The sequence below is a fragment of the Enterobacter cloacae complex sp. 370H10 genome, from assembly GCF_050031535.1.
GTDB classification, from domain to species: Bacteria; Pseudomonadota; Gammaproteobacteria; order Enterobacterales; family Enterobacteriaceae; genus Enterobacter; species Enterobacter intestinihominis.
This window is the reverse complement of sequence record NZ_JBLGWG010000003.1, coordinates 17,108-34,171: the sequence shown is the minus strand read 5'-3', so window position 1 is coordinate 34,171 and position 17,064 is coordinate 17,108. Positions and strand designations below refer to the sequence as shown.

The 17,064-nt window shown below is 45.7% G+C and carries 22 protein-coding genes; 1 reads left to right on the top strand and 21 read right to left on the bottom strand.

What is annotated here, in order from left to right; all coding sequences use genetic code 11:
- Window positions 1-244: 244 nt before the first annotated feature.
- The 7 genes from dqlB to ACQG2Q_RS26420 form a co-directional block, all read right to left on the bottom strand.
- The gene (gene dqlB / locus ACQG2Q_RS26450) at window positions 245-340 is read right to left on the bottom strand and encodes a DinQ-like type I toxin DqlB (protein WP_000609145.1); all 96 of its coding nucleotides are present in this window, start codon (window positions 338-340) and stop codon (window positions 245-247) included.
- Window positions 341-1,144: 804 nt separating this feature from the next.
- Window positions 1,145-1,423 carry a hypothetical protein gene (locus ACQG2Q_RS26445; RefSeq protein ID WP_001093608.1) on the bottom strand — a complete coding sequence of 93 codons (279 nt, stop codon included), beginning with the start codon at window positions 1,421-1,423 and terminating at the stop codon, window positions 1,145-1,147.
- Window positions 1,420-1,695 carry a hypothetical protein gene (locus ACQG2Q_RS26440; protein ID WP_000557557.1) on the bottom strand — a complete coding sequence of 92 codons (276 nt, stop codon included), beginning with the start codon at window positions 1,693-1,695 and terminating at the stop codon, window positions 1,420-1,422. Before ACQG2Q_RS26440 ends, ACQG2Q_RS26445 begins: the two co-directional genes overlap by 4 nt.
- A gap of 17 nt (window positions 1,696-1,712) precedes the next feature.
- On the bottom strand, window positions 1,713-1,967 hold the full coding sequence (locus ACQG2Q_RS26435) for a hypothetical protein (RefSeq protein WP_000510385.1): 255 nt from the start codon (window positions 1,965-1,967) through the stop codon (window positions 1,713-1,715).
- A gap of 109 nt (window positions 1,968-2,076) precedes the next feature.
- Window positions 2,077-2,898, bottom strand: a complete 822-nt coding sequence (locus ACQG2Q_RS26430) for a SprT-like domain-containing protein (protein ID WP_000196235.1) — start codon at window positions 2,896-2,898, stop codon at window positions 2,077-2,079.
- On the bottom strand, window positions 2,895-3,074 hold the full coding sequence (locus ACQG2Q_RS26425; protein WP_023408316.1) for a hypothetical protein: 180 nt from the start codon (window positions 3,072-3,074) through the stop codon (window positions 2,895-2,897). Before ACQG2Q_RS26425 ends, ACQG2Q_RS26430 begins: the two co-directional genes overlap by 4 nt.
- A 16-nt stretch (window positions 3,075-3,090) precedes the next feature.
- Window positions 3,091-3,357: a hypothetical protein gene (locus tag ACQG2Q_RS26420; protein ID WP_032072053.1), complete on the bottom strand. Its 267-nt coding sequence runs from the start codon at window positions 3,355-3,357 to the stop codon at window positions 3,091-3,093.
- On the opposite strand from ACQG2Q_RS26420, the gene ACQG2Q_RS26415 reads away from it, so the two are divergent.
- Entirely contained in the window at window positions 3,347-3,997 is a 651-nt protein-coding gene (locus ACQG2Q_RS26415) for a YkgJ family cysteine cluster protein (protein ID WP_000351937.1), read from the top strand. The genes ACQG2Q_RS26420 and ACQG2Q_RS26415 overlap by 11 nt on opposite strands.
- A gap of 37 nt (window positions 3,998-4,034) precedes the next feature.
- Here the strand turns inward: ACQG2Q_RS26415 and ACQG2Q_RS26410 are convergent, their stop codons facing one another.
- The 14 genes from ACQG2Q_RS26410 to ACQG2Q_RS26345 form a co-directional block, all read right to left on the bottom strand.
- Window positions 4,035-4,490: an H-NS family nucleoid-associated regulatory protein gene (locus ACQG2Q_RS26410; protein WP_001293458.1), complete on the bottom strand. Its 456-nt coding sequence runs from the start codon at window positions 4,488-4,490 to the stop codon at window positions 4,035-4,037.
- Between the two features lie 11 nt (window positions 4,491-4,501).
- Complete coding sequence (gene topB, locus ACQG2Q_RS26405; protein WP_004199098.1) at window positions 4,502-6,829, bottom strand: type IA DNA topoisomerase; 2,328 nt, start codon at window positions 6,827-6,829, stop codon at window positions 4,502-4,504.
- Window positions 6,830-6,832: 3 nt separating this feature from the next.
- Entirely contained in the window at window positions 6,833-8,095 is a 1,263-nt protein-coding gene (locus tag ACQG2Q_RS26400; RefSeq protein WP_000517490.1) for an AAA family ATPase, read from the bottom strand.
- A gap of 82 nt (window positions 8,096-8,177) precedes the next feature.
- Window positions 8,178-8,672 carry a thermonuclease family protein gene (locus ACQG2Q_RS26395; RefSeq protein WP_001215543.1) on the bottom strand — a complete coding sequence of 165 codons (495 nt, stop codon included), beginning with the start codon at window positions 8,670-8,672 and terminating at the stop codon, window positions 8,178-8,180.
- On the bottom strand, window positions 8,669-8,995 hold the full coding sequence (locus ACQG2Q_RS26390; protein ID WP_004208538.1) for a hypothetical protein: 327 nt from the start codon (window positions 8,993-8,995) through the stop codon (window positions 8,669-8,671). The genes ACQG2Q_RS26395 and ACQG2Q_RS26390 overlap by 4 nt, the downstream gene beginning before the upstream one ends.
- An 85-nt stretch (window positions 8,996-9,080) precedes the next feature.
- Window positions 9,081-9,395: a TrbM/KikA/MpfK family conjugal transfer protein gene (locus ACQG2Q_RS26385; protein ID WP_000754496.1), complete on the bottom strand. Its 315-nt coding sequence runs from the start codon at window positions 9,393-9,395 to the stop codon at window positions 9,081-9,083.
- 87 nt (window positions 9,396-9,482) lie between these two features.
- A complete protein-coding gene (locus tag ACQG2Q_RS26380; protein ID WP_000738524.1) occupies window positions 9,483-9,875 on the bottom strand; it encodes a cag pathogenicity island Cag12 family protein in 393 nt (130 codons plus the stop codon).
- On the bottom strand, window positions 9,872-11,707 hold the full coding sequence (locus tag ACQG2Q_RS26375; RefSeq protein WP_000053822.1) for a type IV secretory system conjugative DNA transfer family protein: 1,836 nt from the start codon (window positions 11,705-11,707) through the stop codon (window positions 9,872-9,874). The genes ACQG2Q_RS26380 and ACQG2Q_RS26375 overlap by 4 nt, the downstream gene beginning before the upstream one ends.
- Before the next feature lie 2 nt (window positions 11,708-11,709).
- Window positions 11,710-12,744 (bottom strand): P-type DNA transfer ATPase VirB11, encoded by a 1,035-nt coding sequence (gene virB11, locus ACQG2Q_RS26370; RefSeq protein ID WP_000650512.1) that lies wholly within the window; start codon window positions 12,742-12,744, stop codon window positions 11,710-11,712.
- Entirely contained in the window at window positions 12,741-12,938 is a 198-nt protein-coding gene (locus ACQG2Q_RS26365; protein ID WP_000629109.1) for a DNA-binding protein, read from the bottom strand. The genes virB11 and ACQG2Q_RS26365 overlap by 4 nt, the downstream gene beginning before the upstream one ends.
- Before the next feature lies 1 nt (window position 12,939).
- Entirely contained in the window at window positions 12,940-14,154 is a 1,215-nt protein-coding gene (gene virB10, locus ACQG2Q_RS26360; RefSeq protein WP_001295060.1) for a VirB10/TraB/TrbI family type IV secretion system protein, read from the bottom strand.
- Window positions 14,151-15,080, bottom strand: coding sequence for a TrbG/VirB9 family P-type conjugative transfer protein (locus tag ACQG2Q_RS26355; RefSeq protein WP_000783386.1), 930 nt, complete (start codon window positions 15,078-15,080; stop codon window positions 14,151-14,153). The genes virB10 and ACQG2Q_RS26355 overlap by 4 nt, the downstream gene beginning before the upstream one ends.
- Before the next feature lie 5 nt (window positions 15,081-15,085).
- Window positions 15,086-15,814, bottom strand: a complete 729-nt coding sequence (locus ACQG2Q_RS26350) for a virB8 family protein (protein ID WP_004199085.1) — start codon at window positions 15,812-15,814, stop codon at window positions 15,086-15,088.
- 194 nt (window positions 15,815-16,008) lie between these two features.
- On the bottom strand, window positions 16,009-17,064 hold the full coding sequence (locus ACQG2Q_RS26345; RefSeq protein ID WP_000235886.1) for a type IV secretion system protein: 1,056 nt from the start codon (window positions 17,062-17,064) through the stop codon (window positions 16,009-16,011).

The following is a 17,064-nucleotide window of genomic DNA, read 5'->3' as shown; positions in this document are numbered from 1 at the left end:
CGTCAGAGGCAGAAAACGTTGCTTAACGTGAGTTTTCGTTCCACTGAGCGTCAGACCCCTGTTACCGATGCAAGAACAGGGGAGTTTCATGAAATGCCTGTTTAGGAGTGATTAAAGGTAACTTGTGCGCAGAAGGTCAGGTGTGTGGTGGTTAGTACAGACTAGTGAATGTTGTAACTAAACTATATTTTTATTAAAGGCCGGAGGTGGTGTTCCTCCGGCCTTAATTACGTTTCCGTGTTCATTAGTCGATGAACTGGCGGATCAGTTCCAGAATGGCAATCAGCGCGTTTGCAAGCGCCGCTACCGCCCTCAGAACGATGATTAACAGGTTAATCATCCGTTTTCTCCATAAATGGAGTAAAGACACCGTGGCTTGCTCTTACACTGCCTGTCACCACGGCTTCTCTTCGTCTTGTCAGTTGTAGAGAGTCTCACTCCTGCCAGAGCACAGATAACCAGCACCACCTGTATTACCTGTCAGGACTTTGAACCTGTTCATGCCGCATTTAGCGGAATGCAGGGAGAGACTCACCACAGAGCTAACCCTCTGATTATACGTTTATCTAACGTTCAGGCAAACCGTTAACGCACAGTCACTGCCCGTCATATTGCATAATCAGGCTTCACGGATTATCATACTATTGTCAGTTGTAGAGAGTTTCCCTTCCGGGCTGAGTTACCAGCTCGCACCGGAACCGTAAAAAAGCCGACCTCACCAGTCGGTTTTTTTACGTCTGCGGTTTCCCGCTTCGTTTAAATCTATTTTAAATGAATAAATTGTTCTGCGGCAAACCCAACAACATAAGGACGTTAGGGTTGATGGTTGCCGAAATCGCGGTGCGTTACGTGAATTCTGAGGTTTTGCGAGGGGGATTGGGCGCGAGAATTTACGAGAGAGCGCCGGAACAATGCCGGGATCACAAACCATCACCCGTGAAAGAAATCTTCCGGCATTGCCCGGTCAGGTAGTATGACATTCATTGTCAACGGCCATCAATTTATAAGCTGCTTTGCACTTCATAAAAGATCACCACCAGGGCTGCTAAAACAGTACCGATAGCCAGCACGTTAAAAAGTACGTCCTTCATCTTTACGAACGACATACTGATTTGCGTCCTTTCCCTTTTGTCAGCCTTCTCTATCATCCAGCGTTGGTATGAATCACTGTTACTTTTTCTGTCCATGTTCCCCCCAATTCATCAATGAGCACCAGGCGGCCACCAGGCTTCTTGCCAACAAAGTAACGGCCTCGCGGCAGACGTTCGCCAGTCTTCAGCCGTTCGATCCAGTCCTGAAATGCAGGGCGCGGTTTATAGCTGTAGCGGCCAAAATCAGCTAAAGACTGCGTGACCATGACTGTTTGGCAGCCATGCTTTCTCATATCACGAAACGTATTTTCCAGTGCAGCCAGTGTATTCATTTGCACGTTCTCTCTGCTTTTCCCATGAAGATATTAACGACACTCAAAACTAACACCGTTGGCATGATCACGGCAGCATAGCCGACAGCAACGGCCTGATATATGGTCAATGAGTAGTCGGGCTGTTTATACAATACGACTGAAAAAATGCTCCCCAAACAAGCAAGCAGAGTTAAAAACAAGTAATCGACAAATCTGTTTTTATAGATAACCCATGCAACGATGCAGGGATATGACACCAGGCACAGGATAATCGCATTTGTGGTATGCACGTTTCGCTCCTTGTTATTTAAGGGTTGTCAGCCAGATCAAACAGATTGTTCAGGCTGGAACGGAATTGTTTTACCGATGATACCAGCTCCTGACTCCGCGCTTTTTCCTGCGCCAGTTCACGCCGTAGCTGCGCCATCTCGTCTCTGTTACGCTGAAGCTCAAGGATAGCCGTCATAAAGGTTTTGCTGGCTGATGCCTGTCCGGTCGCTTCCTGCGCCTTTTTAATGGCCTGATCTTCGTCGTCATTCGTTCTGATTGTGTAATGCCCCATGATACCCCTCTTTTGCTGTCATTTTTGCGCTGCCGGCGCGAACCCGGGAAGAAACTTTGCTGGCAAAAAACACTGGCCAACAGATGTGACCGGGAAAATTTGCTGGCAATTAATTTTCGATGAAAGCCAGCTCGCAATCGCCGCATTCAATATTCAGTCCGGCTTTGCCCCACACGGCAGCGCCACACCCGCGACACTGATATTTAACTTTATTTCGTTTTGGCTTGTCCTCAAATGCTGCAACTGACAAATCATTGTCATTGCTCCCGGCCATATCATCTGAATGGCTCCCGTTCTGCGGTGACACTGACGGCAGCAGAGCCATAGAAAGCACCGCTTCTATATCAATCCCGGCCTCAGCATTTTGATGCGCCAGAGCAAGCGTTTCGCGCCATTGCTCTATTACGGCGGTCATATCTTTTTGTTGTTCGACCTGGACAGGGAAGCGATCAAACCAGCTCAAAGCAAATTGCCCCTGGAACAGTTCCAGTGTGACGCGCTGGAAGCGGCCACCAGGGATCGGATAGTCATTAATCTTCTGGCCGACTTTCGCACCACCAGGTCTCCCGGTGGAGGAGGGCATAAGTCCGATACTTTCCATTTTTGCCGCCCACTGCGCATTGTGGTACGTCTTACGCGACGGGTTGCCGTAGTGGTACTGCCACATATGGCACTGCTCATGAACCAGCGTTTGCATGACTTCAATAAGCGGGTACACCGGGAAGTATTCAGGATTGAGGGCGATTTCATCAATCATCCTGCCGCTGCCGTCAGCAGCAACAAAGCGCCTGTAACTGAAATAGCCCATTGTGTTCTTGCCGCGCTGGAACGTAATCAGACAGTCAGGGAGTTCGCCGTCAAAAAGGCGCTGGTTATAGAAATCAAACGCCTGTTGTAGCTCGCTGTAAGCGCGTTCCGTGGCTCTTGTCATGCTGAAGTTCGCTTAGCGGCGTTCCGATATTCCTGTAACTCTGCAACAATAGCAGGGAACACATCAGCGCAACGCTGTGCCAGCTTAACCGCCTTTGAACAAACGCCCATACCATGTGCTCTTTTGAGCGCCTCCAACAAATCTACCAGTTCCTCGTCAGTGATTTTTTCAGTCATCTATTAAGCTTCTCCATTATCTGTATCGTACGATACAGATAATATAAACCACACCTTTGATAGCGGCAATCTTTTTTGCTGGCAATTTCACGCCCAGGGCGGGCATCGAGCGGGTAATATTGCTGGCAAAAATCAACGGCCAAACCGGCTGCAGGAAACTGGTTTGCTGGCAAGCGTGATTTACTGCTGGGCTTGACACCTTGCCATTGTATGACGCTTGTTTTAGTGTCAAATGAACAACCAGCGCGAGAAGAATATAGGAAGCAAAAGCAATGGATATCAAACCTAACTCAGTGATCCACCTGGAGCCAGGCGAAACATTACCCGGCTATACCAATCTGAAACCCGTACCTGATAAGTATTTCGATGAGTTAAAGGCACTCATAAATAAACTCAATACTCAATCCGGTAATATTTACCTCAAGTTAAAACAGATGTACGCCTTTTTGGATCGTTTTAACAAAGAATTTGTGAGCACGTTTACCTCCTGTCAAAAGGGGTGCTCTTCGTGCTGTAAAATGGATGTTCATTTAACCGCGCTTGAGGCAACACATATTGCACAAGCAAGTAAACTTACTGCCAGAGACAACCCGCTTACGACCGGGCATGAGTCAAAATGTCCGTTTTTGTCTGAGAAGGGAACATGCTCAATCTACAATTACCGCCCGCTGTTATGCAGGACATATCATGTACTCACTCCGCCGGAGATGTGTAATGACCTGGATGCACAAGTCATGCAGTATGGTTCTCAAAGCGCGAACATGGGAAATCACATCTACAAAACAATAGCAGAGTGGATCTATTTTCAGACGTATCACTGCACTGGTAAGTTAGAAACCAAAGATATCAGAGACTACTTCCCTTATCCCCGCGAAGATATCCAAAGATTTCTTCACCATAACCCCCCGCGCCCTTTTTGCTAAAAAAAAGCCTCTGACGCAGTGTCAGAGGCTTGTTAGATTACTGTTCGTCACCAGCAGTGCTGGAAGCATCTTTTTTGATGAGAAACTCATCAAGAGAACGGCCAGCTTTTAACGCTTCGTCGATTGGTTTTGGTGTCCGGCCACGACCAGACCAGTATTTCGTTTCGCCGTTTTCATCAAACTGATATTTAGGCGGCGCTTTTGGCAACGTCTTTTTGCGTGTTTTTTGCGCATCTTCGGACAGGCCAAGCAGTTCTTCCGGTGAAAAACCTTCTCCGGCAATCAACTGGAGCAGTTCCTGGCGCTTTCTTTCGCGCTCTGCGCGTTCTGCTGCCTCACGCTCTGCTTCTTCACGACGTTCTTCGATCACGGCGTTAAGCTTTTCCTGCATTTCCAGCAGTTGTTCAAAGCTGGTTTCTCGCGCAAAAACACGAACAGAGCGAATATTCAGGAGTAGCTTTTTTGTTGCGTCAAACGTTTCATTTTCACTCATCGAGTTAATCCTTATTTTTTACTGAACTGAAACCCAAGTTTACCCGTAGTTTTATCCTGCAAAACAATTGCAGCGTCAAACTTTTTCCCGGTTTTATTACTGGTAAAGCCTTTAATCTCTCCGGTTTTACCTTTTTTGATTAATGTCTCAACCTGATTTTGTGTCAGTTTTTTTCCTGACACTTCAGACCAGATTTTAAACTCGCACCCGGAACAGAAAAAGCCTTTAGGCCGGATAATAATTTCTTTACTGCATGAAGGGCAGGGGGCTTCGAGCCGGGACATGGAACCTTCTGATCTGGATTTTGCTTCCATATCCGGTTTGCCGTCTTTGTCCGGGAATGTTGTCTTGCATTCAGGGTAGCAGGAGCATCCCCAGAAAAAGCCATTTTGCCCCTTACGCTTACGCAGGAAACCGTTGTTACAAACCGGGCAGGGCGTGGCATTTGAAGAAATCGAAATTCCGTTCCTGTCCAGCTCGTCGATTAACCCCTGGACGTACTCATCATTTTCCTTAATAAACTCCTCAACTGTCAGCTCTCCGGCTTTGATCTGAGACTGCTTTTCAGCCCACAGAGCGGAGATATCCGGTTTAGTGATTTCAGGAGGCAGTGCAGCGCAAAACTCCTGGCCTTGTTTTGTGGTTTTCCATACCAGCTCCGAATACCCCTTTTCTTTTTCGATGGAGATAAGCCCGGTATTTGCCGCCAGTTTCTCAAGAATACCCGCGCGGGTGGCTTCCGTTCCGATACTGCCACGATCACTGCTGCCCTCGTCTTTCGCTTCCAGCGCCTTTCTGAGAGCCGGATCATCAATGAATTTTGCCGCACTCGTCATGGCGGCCAGTAACGTTGACTCTGTGAAATAGCGAGGTGGTGTAGTCTTTTTCTTGTCCACGTCTGCCGATTCACACAGGCCGCTGTCATTAAATTTCAGCAATGAAAGGTCAAAACCGTCCGTTCCGGCATCTTCGGTTTCGTCCTCGTCATCACTATCCTTACCCAGCGCTTCCCAGCCCTTTTGTACCAGAACGCTCTGTGTGGCCGTAAAGGTATCCCCCTTAATATCAAAGTGGATTTTCGTCTTGTTGCGGATCGCATCCGGGTAGAACAGCCCGATAAAGTAGACGGACACCAGGTTATAAACGTTCCGCTCTTTTTCATTAAGCTGAATACCGGCTCCGCTTTTTGTCGTCGGGATGATGGCGTGGTGCGCCTCAATCTTACTGGCATTAAAGGCTTTGTGTTTCTGGCCTTTATCCATATCTACGATCGCAGACGCCAGTTCGGGTACGGTGGCCGCTATAGCAGTGGCAATATCTCCGGCCTGGTAATAATGCTCATCTGAAAGATAGCGATTGTCAGAACGTGGATAGGTCAGAAGCTTGTGAGTTTCATACAGCCCCTGCATCACATCGAGCGTATCTTTTGCAGAATAACCAAATCGCTTTGCGCAGAGCTGCTGAAGCGTGGAAAGGTTAAGCGGAAGCGGAGGCTTGCTATTTTCCGGCTTTGTCGTCGCGATAGTAACAATAGCATCCTTACCCGTAACACGTCCGGCAATATGCGCGGCCTGAGCTTCGGAGATCAGGCGTTTTTTCTCGTCTATCTGATCGTCGTCTGTTGTCTGATATTTCGCCTTAATCTGATGCCCGTTCATCGACAGACTGGCGAATACATCGTAATAAAAGCTTTCTGTGTGATTCTGGTTCGCCAGCGTGCGCATGTTCACCAGACCAAGAACGGCACTTTGTACCCGGCCAACGTTCAGAACGCCGTCATAGCCCTTCTCACGGCCTTTTAATGTACATCCCCGCGTCATGTTATAGCCAAAACCCTGATCGCACAGGGAACGCGCCAGGGCGCTTAACGTCATACCGCGAAATTTATCGTTAGGTTGTAAATTCGACAGTGATTTTTGCACTGGCGCAAGGTTGAGGTCGGCAACAAGCAGTCGCTGGACGGGTTTCTTGTTTCCGGCATAACCCAGAATCTCATCAACCAGCAAACATCCTTCATCATCGGGGTCGCCTGAATGAACGATGCTGTCGGCTTTATCGATAAGAGACAAAATAATGCGGGTCTGTGCTTCTGATTCAGGCTTGATTTTATATTTTGGCGGATAAACCGCTTTAATGGGTAAATCACTATAACGCCAGTTGGAATATTTGTCGTCATAATCCTGTGGGTCGTAAAGCTCCAGCATATGACCATAACACCAGGTAACGACATCAGAACCGTGTTCAAAATAGCCGTTTTTCTTTTCTGTATTGGGATTTCCGCCCAGTCCTTCAAAAATAGCCTTTGCTAAAGACGGTTTTTCTGCAATAAAAAGTCTCATTAATCAATCCTCAAGGTAACTTGAATAGTCAGGCTGCGCACCATTCTTTTTAAAGATTTCTTCCCTTTCCTCTATGTCTTCTTCTGCCTCCTGCACACTAAGGTCAAGGGTTCCTTTCAAAAAGGCACGCGCATTCTTGATTACATCTACTGTTAATTCGTTTTTTGTTCCGCGAATCATGCCAATAGCAATATTTATTATCTCCTTTATTTCAGCAGGAGTCGTTCTGTCCAGCACCGCGCCAAGTTCTTTAAGGTCAATATTTATATCGTCTGGTAAGTACATTTTGGCACAAGCGGCAGCGGCTTTAGTCCGAAAAGCACCTACAGATATGATTCTGTCAATTCTGCCAGGGCGTTTTCTGATGCGCGGATCAATCCGGTTAGGATAGTTCGTTGAAAAAATAACATATGTCCCGGCAAGATTTCGCGGTGTATCAGCCCCATCAAGAAAACTTAACGTTCCGGCATCAGCCCGATAAAGTTCATCAACCTCTTCAGCTATTATGATAACGGGTATTTTCTTTTGAGCTGCGGCATAGCAAACATCTTTAAAGTAATCATCAGCATAAACAAATACATATTTATCCTGATATTTTGCCCCCAAAGCTTTTGCGATAGTCGTTTTCCCTGTGCCCGGAGGACCAGTAAAAAGCACTTTTCGCATTCCTGACTGACCATAACGGGTGTAGAAATCAATATCCGAAAAGAACTGATTAAAGTCATTCTCCAGCTCATTAAACTTTGGATGAACAGAAAAACGTAAAGCGTTTTCTATTTCTTCCTTCCTTGCCTTACCGTGATAATAAACGCCGTCGTAACACCCGATTTTCCAGATACCTTTACGGGGTAAAGAGCGGTTTAATTTAGCGCGTCCAGCTTCGCAAAGATTATGAAGCATCGACATACTTTTGGTTGTGCCAACTGCGTACTCCATTCTGACTTTAGAGTTAAGAATGAAGCGAATAATATGAACCACTTCATTTTGACCAAGATGAATCCGGTATGCTCCCGAACCATCTTTAAACATAAGCTTTTTAATCCTCCCGGCTTTAGCCATAACAGGGCTACTTCCCGTATGAACGACGGTTGAAGCAACGGGTTCGATATCAAGATTCGAATAAATTTTACGATTCTTTCTGTTTATAAAAATCTCTGCCACTTTAGGATAGTAATCACAATCCTTTACGACAGTACCAAAATTATCTTCACCGTAATATTCTTTATGGAGCCGTAAAGCCTGCTCTACCAGAGTTAATTTACCCATATGCGCACCATGTATATTAAAAACCGTGACGTTGCCTGAAGATTTTCTTCAGGCAGAGGAGGGGTTGGACAAGCGAAGCGCGTCAGTTTTGTTTATGACGCCACTCCCACGGAGGAACGGGATTACTGTCAGCCCACAGGCCGCGCTTCTGTGTCTGAGCTTCCCGTTGCAGAGCCGGTAATGAGTTATCGGTGTTGTACCTGTCATAAACCCATGCAGCCCCTTTTAGCACTTGCTGGCGGTTAGCCTCAGTGCCGTTCGCTGTCACCACTCGTCCCAGGACTCGCCCGTAGCGATCTGTTTGCGTATAAGAGACGGTAACTGATTGCCCTGCCAGCAGGGCTTTAAGTTGATTGGTTGACCAGCGACCAAAGGGTTGTTTTTTTTCCGGTGCATCGATATTTATCAATCGGACTCGAATCGGAACTTCATACACAACAATTTTCGCGGGTAGTGTTTTAACTTCGATGGTATCTCCATCGAGAACGCGAATAACTTTCCCCTGAATCTGAGCAGCACACAATGTAGCTGGCAACAGGGCAACAGCAAAGGAAAGAACATTAAAAAAATGTCTCATTGCTTTCTTCCCTCCCATATTGCTGAGAGTCTTTTAAAAATGGATAAAACGACGACTAAAGCCACTGCGATAACAGCCAACGAAGGAAGTACATAGCTGTATAACTCAACCATGAAATTAATAAACTCAATGAGCGATTGCGGCTTTAAGGAAGCATCCCACAAAACGATAACAAAACGATAAAGCCCATAGACAATTGCCGGAAACCAGACCATAAACAACAAAATTTCAGTAAAAACAGAAGCGACCGATTTGACACTATCGATAATTTCAATTCCGGCAATTCTCACACTTCTTGCATCAGGTACGTTAATAATTTTCATCCTCCCACCCCTGTAAAAAATGTTCGCAAGTTCCAGTCTCAAACCTGAAACTTGCGTATTCACATCAGAATTAAATCAAACAGAATTAAAAGTTTTTCAATCGGCCAAAGCTTGAAATAATTTTACTTACTGTACCTGCATCAGCCGCAGGACATTCATTTAGTTTTTTCTTTCTGGCATCTGCCGTGTGATCGGGTAAAAAACCATGTTTATTCTTTTTCCTGATTGACATAAAACTTTTATACATCGGGTCACATTCTGCCGGACTACTTCCGTCAAGTTTTCCGGCAAGGCATAACACCATTGCACATGGATCGTTCGGGTCGGCCTTTTCCTCAGCATGAGCAGTTCCGGCAGCGAACGCACAAAGCAGCACTGCCGTGGTTACGGTCTTTTTCATATACACCTCATGGATAACGGGCAACTAACGCCCTGCGGTTGTTCAACCCCGGCTCAATAAAATTACAAGAATTTTATTAATCCGGCGTTATCGTGATAAATAAACACTGGTAGTCCGGCAAGAAAAACAGTTCATTTTATAACGATACTGTATGACACCGTTTGCACCGTTCGCCCTCAACCAGTTTTTAGCTGTGAAAAAGTCTGTTCCGTTACTGGTTTCAACAATCACTGAATCAGAATGTGCAACAGAATAAAAAACAGCATCATCGTAAAGGCGGTTTTCAGGCCTGAAATTATGGATAACCTTAACCCACGATGAATTAACCTTGTCTGATTTAATAACTGAGTATGTCGGTTGCCAGTCCATTAATTGTGTATTCACCGTTTCAGGATTCTGTTCCCAGTCAACCTGTGGTGGTTCAGGCGGAGAGGAACAGGCAGAGAGAAAAAGGACACTGACCATTAACATTTTTTTCATAGTAAAACCTCTGACTCCAGCTCACCGACGGAGAGCATTTTTTCTTTAGAAGGATATTTAAGCCCTTTAACACCCAATACTTTTTTAGTCTTATTCAGAGAGGCGGTTAACTCGGTAAGTTTGGGGCTTACCATCATCAGCCTGTCCATAAAATACGGGTCGAGGAAGTAGAGGGCTTTCTCAGCTTTAACCGGGTTTTCACCTTTAAGAATGATAAATTCTTCTTTAAAATCCAGCGTTCCCAGCTCCTGCGGGAGCACAAGGGCGCGCTGCGCCTCACTTTCTGAACTGCTTTTCGACGTTGAGCGTCCGCTTGTCTTGCTTGAACCTGTCGATTTGGTGGTGATATAGCCCAGCTTTTCCGAAATCTTTTTAGCGTCATCTTCTTCACTGACAGCGTAGATAATCCGGCAGGGATGCGCACTCATCAGCGTTTTGGCACCTTCAACACCATAGATTTCATTAAGCTGACTGATATTCTGGTAAATCGTCAGAAGTTTGAGTTTAAACCCGGCAATATAACCCGAACCTTTTTTAATGATTGGCATGTAACCAATAGACGGAAACTCATCCAGGAACATCAGACAGTCATGTTTCAGTGTCGGGTCAAAGTCAGGGTTTTCTCGTAACGTGACTTCCACAACGAAGTTAAAGAACAGGTTGAGGAAGTCATAGGCCAGGGACATATCTTCAGCATTAACGCCAACATAAACAGTGATATCTTCCCGGCGCAACTGGCGAAGGTCGAAATCATTGCCGTCTGTACATTTGCGAACAGTCGGAAGATAAAACAGACTCATTTTCTTACGAAACGAACCATCAATACTCGAACGTTGTTCGTCTTCGGTTTCGTGATACTCCCTGATTTTGGTCAGGGCATCGCGCAGATGATACAGCGCGTTTTCATCAAGTCCTTTTGTTCCCTCCAGGTCTTCTCGCTTACTGAGTATCAGCTCCCGGTCGATGTTGCTGTACAAATCGACTACAGAACCAATTGAGAAAACAGGTTTAAGCCCGAACTCACCAAGCCAGGAGGGGTCGTAGTTAATAAAGAAATGAAGCAATTTTGCCAGCCCCGTCCAGTACTGCCCCGCGAGGTTATTAAAGTGTGCTTCCGCTCCGGTCAGACCGTAAGACGGGAACAGGATCTCAATCAGCTTCAGCAGGTCTTTAGCCCCGCTCTCTTCTTTTAAATCAATATAGAAAAGCGGGTTAAACTGATGCGTTTTACTGTTGAAAGGGTCAAGAAGATAGACCTTATTACCCAGCAGTTTTTCACGTACCTTACTGGTGATTTTCCACAGTTCCTGTTTTGGATCTAATGCAATCAGGGAATGTTTCCTGACCAGCAGGTTTGGAATACCTATTGCAGCCCCTTTACCTGCGCGGGTTCCTGCGCCAAGTGATACAAAATCTGGTGCGGTATACCACAGGTATTTACCTTTATATGCACCTACAAGAATATCAGTATCGTTTTCTTTCTCCCATTTCAGAAGTTTCGATTTTCTTAAATCATTATCACTGGCAAACTTCGCGTCACCATAAAGAGCAACATCCGTTTTATTCAGTTGCCAGATAATAAAAACAGGCACAATGAGAGACGAAACCATACCTGATAAAAGAGAGGGGATTGCGGTTAACCTGATATCTGTCCGTATATTACTCTCTGTTATTATCCGCCACAGCAGCATGGAATCAAAATTCTTCCATATATAAAGCGGCGTTTTTCCGTTCAGGAAGTAAACAGCAACTGAGCCAGTATAATACGTCACAAGACACATAACCAGACCGATAAAAGCCCACTGGCCTTTATCGGGTAGTTTCAGAGACATAATCACTCCTTCAGCTTTTCAAAGTATTCCTGAAAATGAATATCACGATAGTAAATACCCGATGCAAATCGGTTATCTTCCTCATCGATGTACTTAATACTCATAATCACATCGACGTTGCTTAACACCCTCCGCAATATAATGTTATAAGGCAAATTCTGACATTCAGGGTTCATATAGCACCGTTGAACCAGTCCAAGCACAGCATCTTCAGGGGTGCTCTCATGGACGGTTGTAAGGTTCCCTGCATGGCCGGAACTTGAGCCTTTGAGAAAATCCCAGGCTTCCGCGCCGCGAACCTCAGTCATGAGGATTCTGTCCGGGTTCATACGAAAACCAGAACGTAAAAGAGAAGCGGAACTGACAGTGCTACTTTCCCCTTCTGACGGGTAATACAATTTCACATGATTTTTGTGGAACCTGAACTTTGCTTCATCTGTATCTTCAATTGAAATACATCGTAAATGATGGGGTATGTACTGAAGACAGGCATTTGCAAAGGTGGTTTTACCCGCCCCCGTTCCGGCACAAAATACCATCGTTTTACCCTTAACCAGGCATTCAGGGACAAATTGTTCAAAACAATTATCTTTAAACATTGAAGATAATTCATCTTCTTTATCCCTGAATTTCCCCCCTTGATTTAGCCTTGAGTAAAACCCTTGTTTAACAAAGGTATCATGGTCGATAAACACACTGGACGGCTTACGGATTGTAATAGACACCGTTTCCCGTTCCGTTGCCGGGGGAATAACTATTTGTACACGCTCCCCTCCGGGGAGCGTAACAGAACGTAAGGGATATTCTGGCGTAACCGACCCACCATCATGATAATCAGAAATTGCCCCTGCAAATGACATACAATCTTTAAAATCCATTTTTAATTCATGCTGCTGCCATTTCCCACTCACTTTAACAAACAGTTCATCAGGCCGATTTACCGCGATTTCAGTTAAACCATCGACTTCATTAAGCCAGTGGTGGAAGTATTCATCTATTATTTCATAAACAATATGTCTGTTCTCTGCATCCTTCATAATTCACCTTTTCCTTTAAGATCTTCAATAAAACGCATGACTTCTTCGTAATTAAATCGATGCGTTTTGATTTGTTTCAGTGGTTTGGGGAAAGGAACGCCATTTATTGGTATGCCCTTACGAATATGATGGTATATTTCGCTTTCCCTTATTCCTAACAGCATTGAAAACTCTTTGATATCCAGCGTTATCAAATTACCTCCGGGTACCCACCATTTTTAATTTGTAGATGCTGGAGAAATCCAAATCCTGACCAACGATCAGAGTAATGATTTCCCCCTGGTTTTTATAAAGCGTTGGAGGGATATTTACGCTGTTTGCAAACGCTTCGCGTGCTATATCAGCAAAAGCCTGGCGACTGTTAGCTGTATAGTCGGTCTGATTGTCTTTATTACTTTTAGCCGCTCCACTTGCGGCCTGTGCCACATCGGGGATCATGCCAACCATCATCGCGCCCATAAAGCGATCTGCAAAATGTGTGTCAATCCAGCCTGAAGCCCCGGCCTCACCCAGCGCTCCCGCCGCCTGTGTATCAATCAGCGGAATATCAATGAAAGGTTCCTTACGTGTTCTAAGCTTCGTAGCAGCGATAAACACGGCTCCCTGACCATGATTGAACGTGCCCGTTTTATACATCAGATATGCGGCTGTTCCCTTTTCAATTAGCTTTACATTCCTGTTTGCACTGTATACGTCCTCATTAATCGTACAGACCAGCTTGCCAGCCAGATCAGAAATAAATCGTCTGTCCAGCGAGCACTTAATCGCGGTATTTTCAGGAATGAAAAGGTTAGGGTCATAAGGAACGCGCGTAATTTTAGAAAGCTGCGCGGGTTGCCCTGCATTAACAGGCTGAACCTCTGCCTGTTTGTCACTGCCGTCCCCCTCGTTCCTGGTATTGCTGGCCGTTGATGAGCTACCACCGGAATTTGAGGAAGCAGAGCTGCTCCCCCCATAGGCCACATCCAGCGCACGACTGAAGTTTTGTTGTACTTTTTCCGGTGGCGTTTCCGCTTTGCCGCTGCTTTCCTTCCGTTCTTCCGTCTTAGCCGGTTCTTCCCTGGTGTTGAATGGATCAACATCATCGCTGAGTCCTGTCGCGCGTTTTACTGAACCAGTAGATACCGCATTACTGGCAGGCTTATCATCACCGCTGGACATTGCACGAATAATCGACGGGATATAGTAGACAGACACCCCGGCGGCCAGCAGAAGGAAAGCGGCCACAATAATCACCAGCCCCTTACGCGATTTTTTAAGCTTCTCGATACCCAGGCGTTTTACTGATTTACCGTCATCTTCATCTCCCTTATCCGTTTTATCGTTTTGCTCAATTTCTTTCTGATGCCGTTCCCGTAGTGCCTGTTCAATTTCTACAGCGGTCGGGATTTTATTTTCCTGTTCGCTCACTGGATCACCTCTTTCTCAACGTTCGGGGAAACGGTATCTCCTGCCGGAAGACGGACTTTGCCAAAGCCCCGGTTTTCAACCCCAACAACCTGATTTCCCATACGCAAAACAAAGCGCTGGTCTACAGGAACACCAACAACGGTGAAACTACCGCTGTTTTTGACTACCGGGTTAGTCAGCGTTTCCTGTTCGCCGCTCATAACAAAGACGCTGGGGATTTTCTTCAGGGGGCTGAAGCCAAACCAGGTATAGCGGCCATCGTCATACGCATAATCCGGGCTGATTGACTGGCTGCCGTCAGCTACCCGCTTCCAGTAATCCCAGTTCTTGGGCGACTTCGCATTTTCAAGAGAACGGTTGATTGCCTGCTCCTCCTGCCGCTTGTTAAGAGCCTCAATCCGTTTCTTCTCGATTTCGGCTTGCTCCTTCCGGCGTTCCTGCGGGTACTGGTAATTAACAACAAACGCGATCTTATCCGGCTGCCGGAACGTTCGGGCGTTCAGCTCCATGCTGTAATTACGTTTTGTTGTGCGAACAAACAGGTTTGTTCGCCAGCGTTCCAGGTCGTTTTCAGGATCAAGGGCTACACTGACCACCTCTGAAGACTGGTTGCCATTGTCATCGGTACTGTTCTTCTGTACGGTCTGTTTGACGGGCTTCACTTCGAGATACACCAGGTTATCTTCTTTGTTCACTTCCCAGCCCTGGGGAAAGCCGGTTCTGGCACTGATGACCGTTTCATCCTCGTCAAATACCAGTGTGGTTGTATAGCCAACCGCACTGTTTATGACTGTCGTGTTTTGCGGGTTATAACTGACAATCTGATTACGGGGATCAAAACGGCTGGCTGCTGGCGTAACGGCTGCATGGCAGACGTGCGACACCAACAGAAGCGCCACAATTAGCGCTCCTTTATTCATTTTCATAGTTTTCACCCTTTCACTTCTTTATCGCGTACATAGCTCGTTACAACGAATTTAAGCGGGTTATTGTTTCGGTCACCCGATGCCATTTCGACCTGTGGTTCAATACGGTAGGTCAACCGGACGTTCCAGTATTCATAATCATCCTGGCCTGTCGCGACATTTCGAATGGTTAATTTAAACCGGATATATGCTCCCATATCCTTATCATCGCGCCGGGATGACGGACTGATAATCACGGACGGATTATCCTGAACAGATGCGGTTTTTTCCGCTTTATTATAAATAACCTTTGGTGACTGGTTGCCGTTGATTAAAGCGTTGTAATCCGTCGCCACATTCTCAGCGCTGTATAACAGAACATAATCATAATCATGCTGGAGACTGAAATAGTTATACCCTTCACGACGCTTCACATACTGAGTAATGAAGTATTTCGCCAGCGCTTCATTTTCAGAGAGGTTTTCTTTTTTAACAGAAGTCAGTCTTTCAGCAACGCCAGTGACACCATTAATAAGATAAGCTTCGACAACCGTACTCTTTAACGGTAGCGCTCCATTCAGTGCCAGCAGAGACAACACACCTACGGCAATTCCTGCAATACCACCGAATTTATAAATGCGGTTCATTTTCTCCTGCATCAATACATTTTTCTCTTCAAAAGTAGTTGAAGAGTCTGTTACTTCTTTTTTCTTGTTAAAACCGGGAAGTTTTAATCCTGAGAGTTTAAACCCCATTGCGCATTACCTCTGCTGAATTAACAGGTTCGCTTTTTCCGGATACCGGAGGTTGTTTATGTGACGCCTGGCATCCGACAAGGCAAAGCGTCACGATAGCCGTGATAAGTAGTTTCATAATGTGAGAACCTAAATAGAGGAGTGAATATTTACTGCGGAATACTCAGAGTTGACAGATTTAAATAATAAATCGGTTAACCTCCATATTTCTTTTTCGCCGCATCTATCGCAGCCTGGCGAAGCCTCTTAGCGCCAATATTAACGCCCTGCCCGGTCAGATTCCCCAACTTACCGGATACACCAGGAGACTGGTTGAACCCTCCATCCTGACGGCGAACGCCTTTCCATGCGCCAATCCCTGCATTTTTACCCATACCAAGCAGATTACGCCCCATACGGGAAGCGCCGAACACGCCAGCACCAATCCCCATTGCGGCTGCCCCTTGCATCGCGCCTTCAACACCTACCCCTGCGAGCTGGGAAGCATAGGTTTTGGCTTGCCAGATAATCCAGGCCATAAATGCACCTGCAACCCCGGCCTGAGCACCTGTTGATATCAGATTTAATTCATCTGCGTTAGCTATCGAGATTGTCAGAATGCCATTAAGGAACGTCATTCCCGCTTTAATTGCCAGTCCACAAAACAAGAATATGAAGCATGAGCTAAATATTAACTGAAGCCAGCTATTAAACATCTGCCTTAAAAAACCAAATGAAAGACAAATAATAAACAACGGCGCGGTAATAGTAAGTATCTTAATAGTAACTTCGGCGGCGAGATAAACTATTGAAGTTAGCAATAATGCAATTATCCCTCCAGCATATGTTAATAAAGATGCGATTGCCCCATCTGTTTTCACATACTTCGAAGTATCTTTGGACATAAGATATGCAGCTACCTGCTGAACTTTCTCCCAAAGCTCGTCAACCCATTTCCAAGGATCACCTCCTGCAAATGTTTCCTTCAGCCCATCAATGGCCTGAGTTGCACTATCTAACCACCCCCCCATATTTTTGACAAAAACAAGAATTAACCAGAATCGACATAGATTCCATAAAAAATCCTGCACTGCGGTTTTTTGCTTCCCAACTATTGTGGTATAAGCATACCACAATATATAAATGGAAATACCATACTTACCCAACTGAGACGCTATTGAAGAAAAGTTATCTAACTGACCAGTCAAAGACTGGTCAAGAGTTTTAACAATAACGTCATGAGCGGCCTGGAAATACCTAGAAGTTGCCAT

Coding starts and splice junctions, on each gene's coding strand:
- ACQG2Q_RS26345 (WP_000235886.1), bottom strand. CDS start 17,064: ATGGCAACTTCTAGGTATTTCCAGGCCGCTCATGACGTTATTGTTAAA.
- ACQG2Q_RS26415 (WP_000351937.1), top strand. CDS start 3,347: ATGGATATCAAACCTAACTCAGTGATCCACCTGGAGCCAGGCGAAACA.
- ACQG2Q_RS26375 (WP_000053822.1), bottom strand. CDS start 11,707: ATGTCTCTGAAACTACCCGATAAAGGCCAGTGGGCTTTTATCGGTCTG.
- dqlB (WP_000609145.1), bottom strand. CDS start 340: ATGATTAACCTGTTAATCATCGTTCTGAGGGCGGTAGCGGCGCTTGCA.
- ACQG2Q_RS26380 (WP_000738524.1), bottom strand. CDS start 9,875: ATGAAAAAAATGTTAATGGTCAGTGTCCTTTTTCTCTCTGCCTGTTCC.
- ACQG2Q_RS26410 (WP_001293458.1), bottom strand. CDS start 4,490: ATGAGTGAAAATGAAACGTTTGACGCAACAAAAAAGCTACTCCTGAAT.
- ACQG2Q_RS26400 (WP_000517490.1), bottom strand. CDS start 8,095: ATGGGTAAATTAACTCTGGTAGAGCAGGCTTTACGGCTCCATAAAGAA.
- ACQG2Q_RS26395 (WP_001215543.1), bottom strand. CDS start 8,672: ATGAGACATTTTTTTAATGTTCTTTCCTTTGCTGTTGCCCTGTTGCCA.
- ACQG2Q_RS26445 (WP_001093608.1), bottom strand. CDS start 1,423: ATGAATACACTGGCTGCACTGGAAAATACGTTTCGTGATATGAGAAAG.
- ACQG2Q_RS26435 (WP_000510385.1), bottom strand. CDS start 1,967: ATGGGGCATTACACAATCAGAACGAATGACGACGAAGATCAGGCCATT.
- virB11 (WP_000650512.1), bottom strand. CDS start 12,744: ATGAAGGATGCAGAGAACAGACATATTGTTTATGAAATAATAGATGAA.
- ACQG2Q_RS26350 (WP_004199085.1), bottom strand. CDS start 15,814: ATGGGGTTTAAACTCTCAGGATTAAAACTTCCCGGTTTTAACAAGAAA.
- ACQG2Q_RS26390 (WP_004208538.1), bottom strand. CDS start 8,995: ATGAAAATTATTAACGTACCTGATGCAAGAAGTGTGAGAATTGCCGGA.
- ACQG2Q_RS26425 (WP_023408316.1), bottom strand. CDS start 3,074: ATGACTGAAAAAATCACTGACGAGGAACTGGTAGATTTGTTGGAGGCG.
- ACQG2Q_RS26430 (WP_000196235.1), bottom strand. CDS start 2,898: ATGACAAGAGCCACGGAACGCGCTTACAGCGAGCTACAACAGGCGTTT.
- ACQG2Q_RS26385 (WP_000754496.1), bottom strand. CDS start 9,395: ATGAAAAAGACCGTAACCACGGCAGTGCTGCTTTGTGCGTTCGCTGCC.
- topB (WP_004199098.1), bottom strand. CDS start 6,829: ATGAGACTTTTTATTGCAGAAAAACCGTCTTTAGCAAAGGCTATTTTT.
- ACQG2Q_RS26355 (WP_000783386.1), bottom strand. CDS start 15,080: ATGAAAATGAATAAAGGAGCGCTAATTGTGGCGCTTCTGTTGGTGTCG.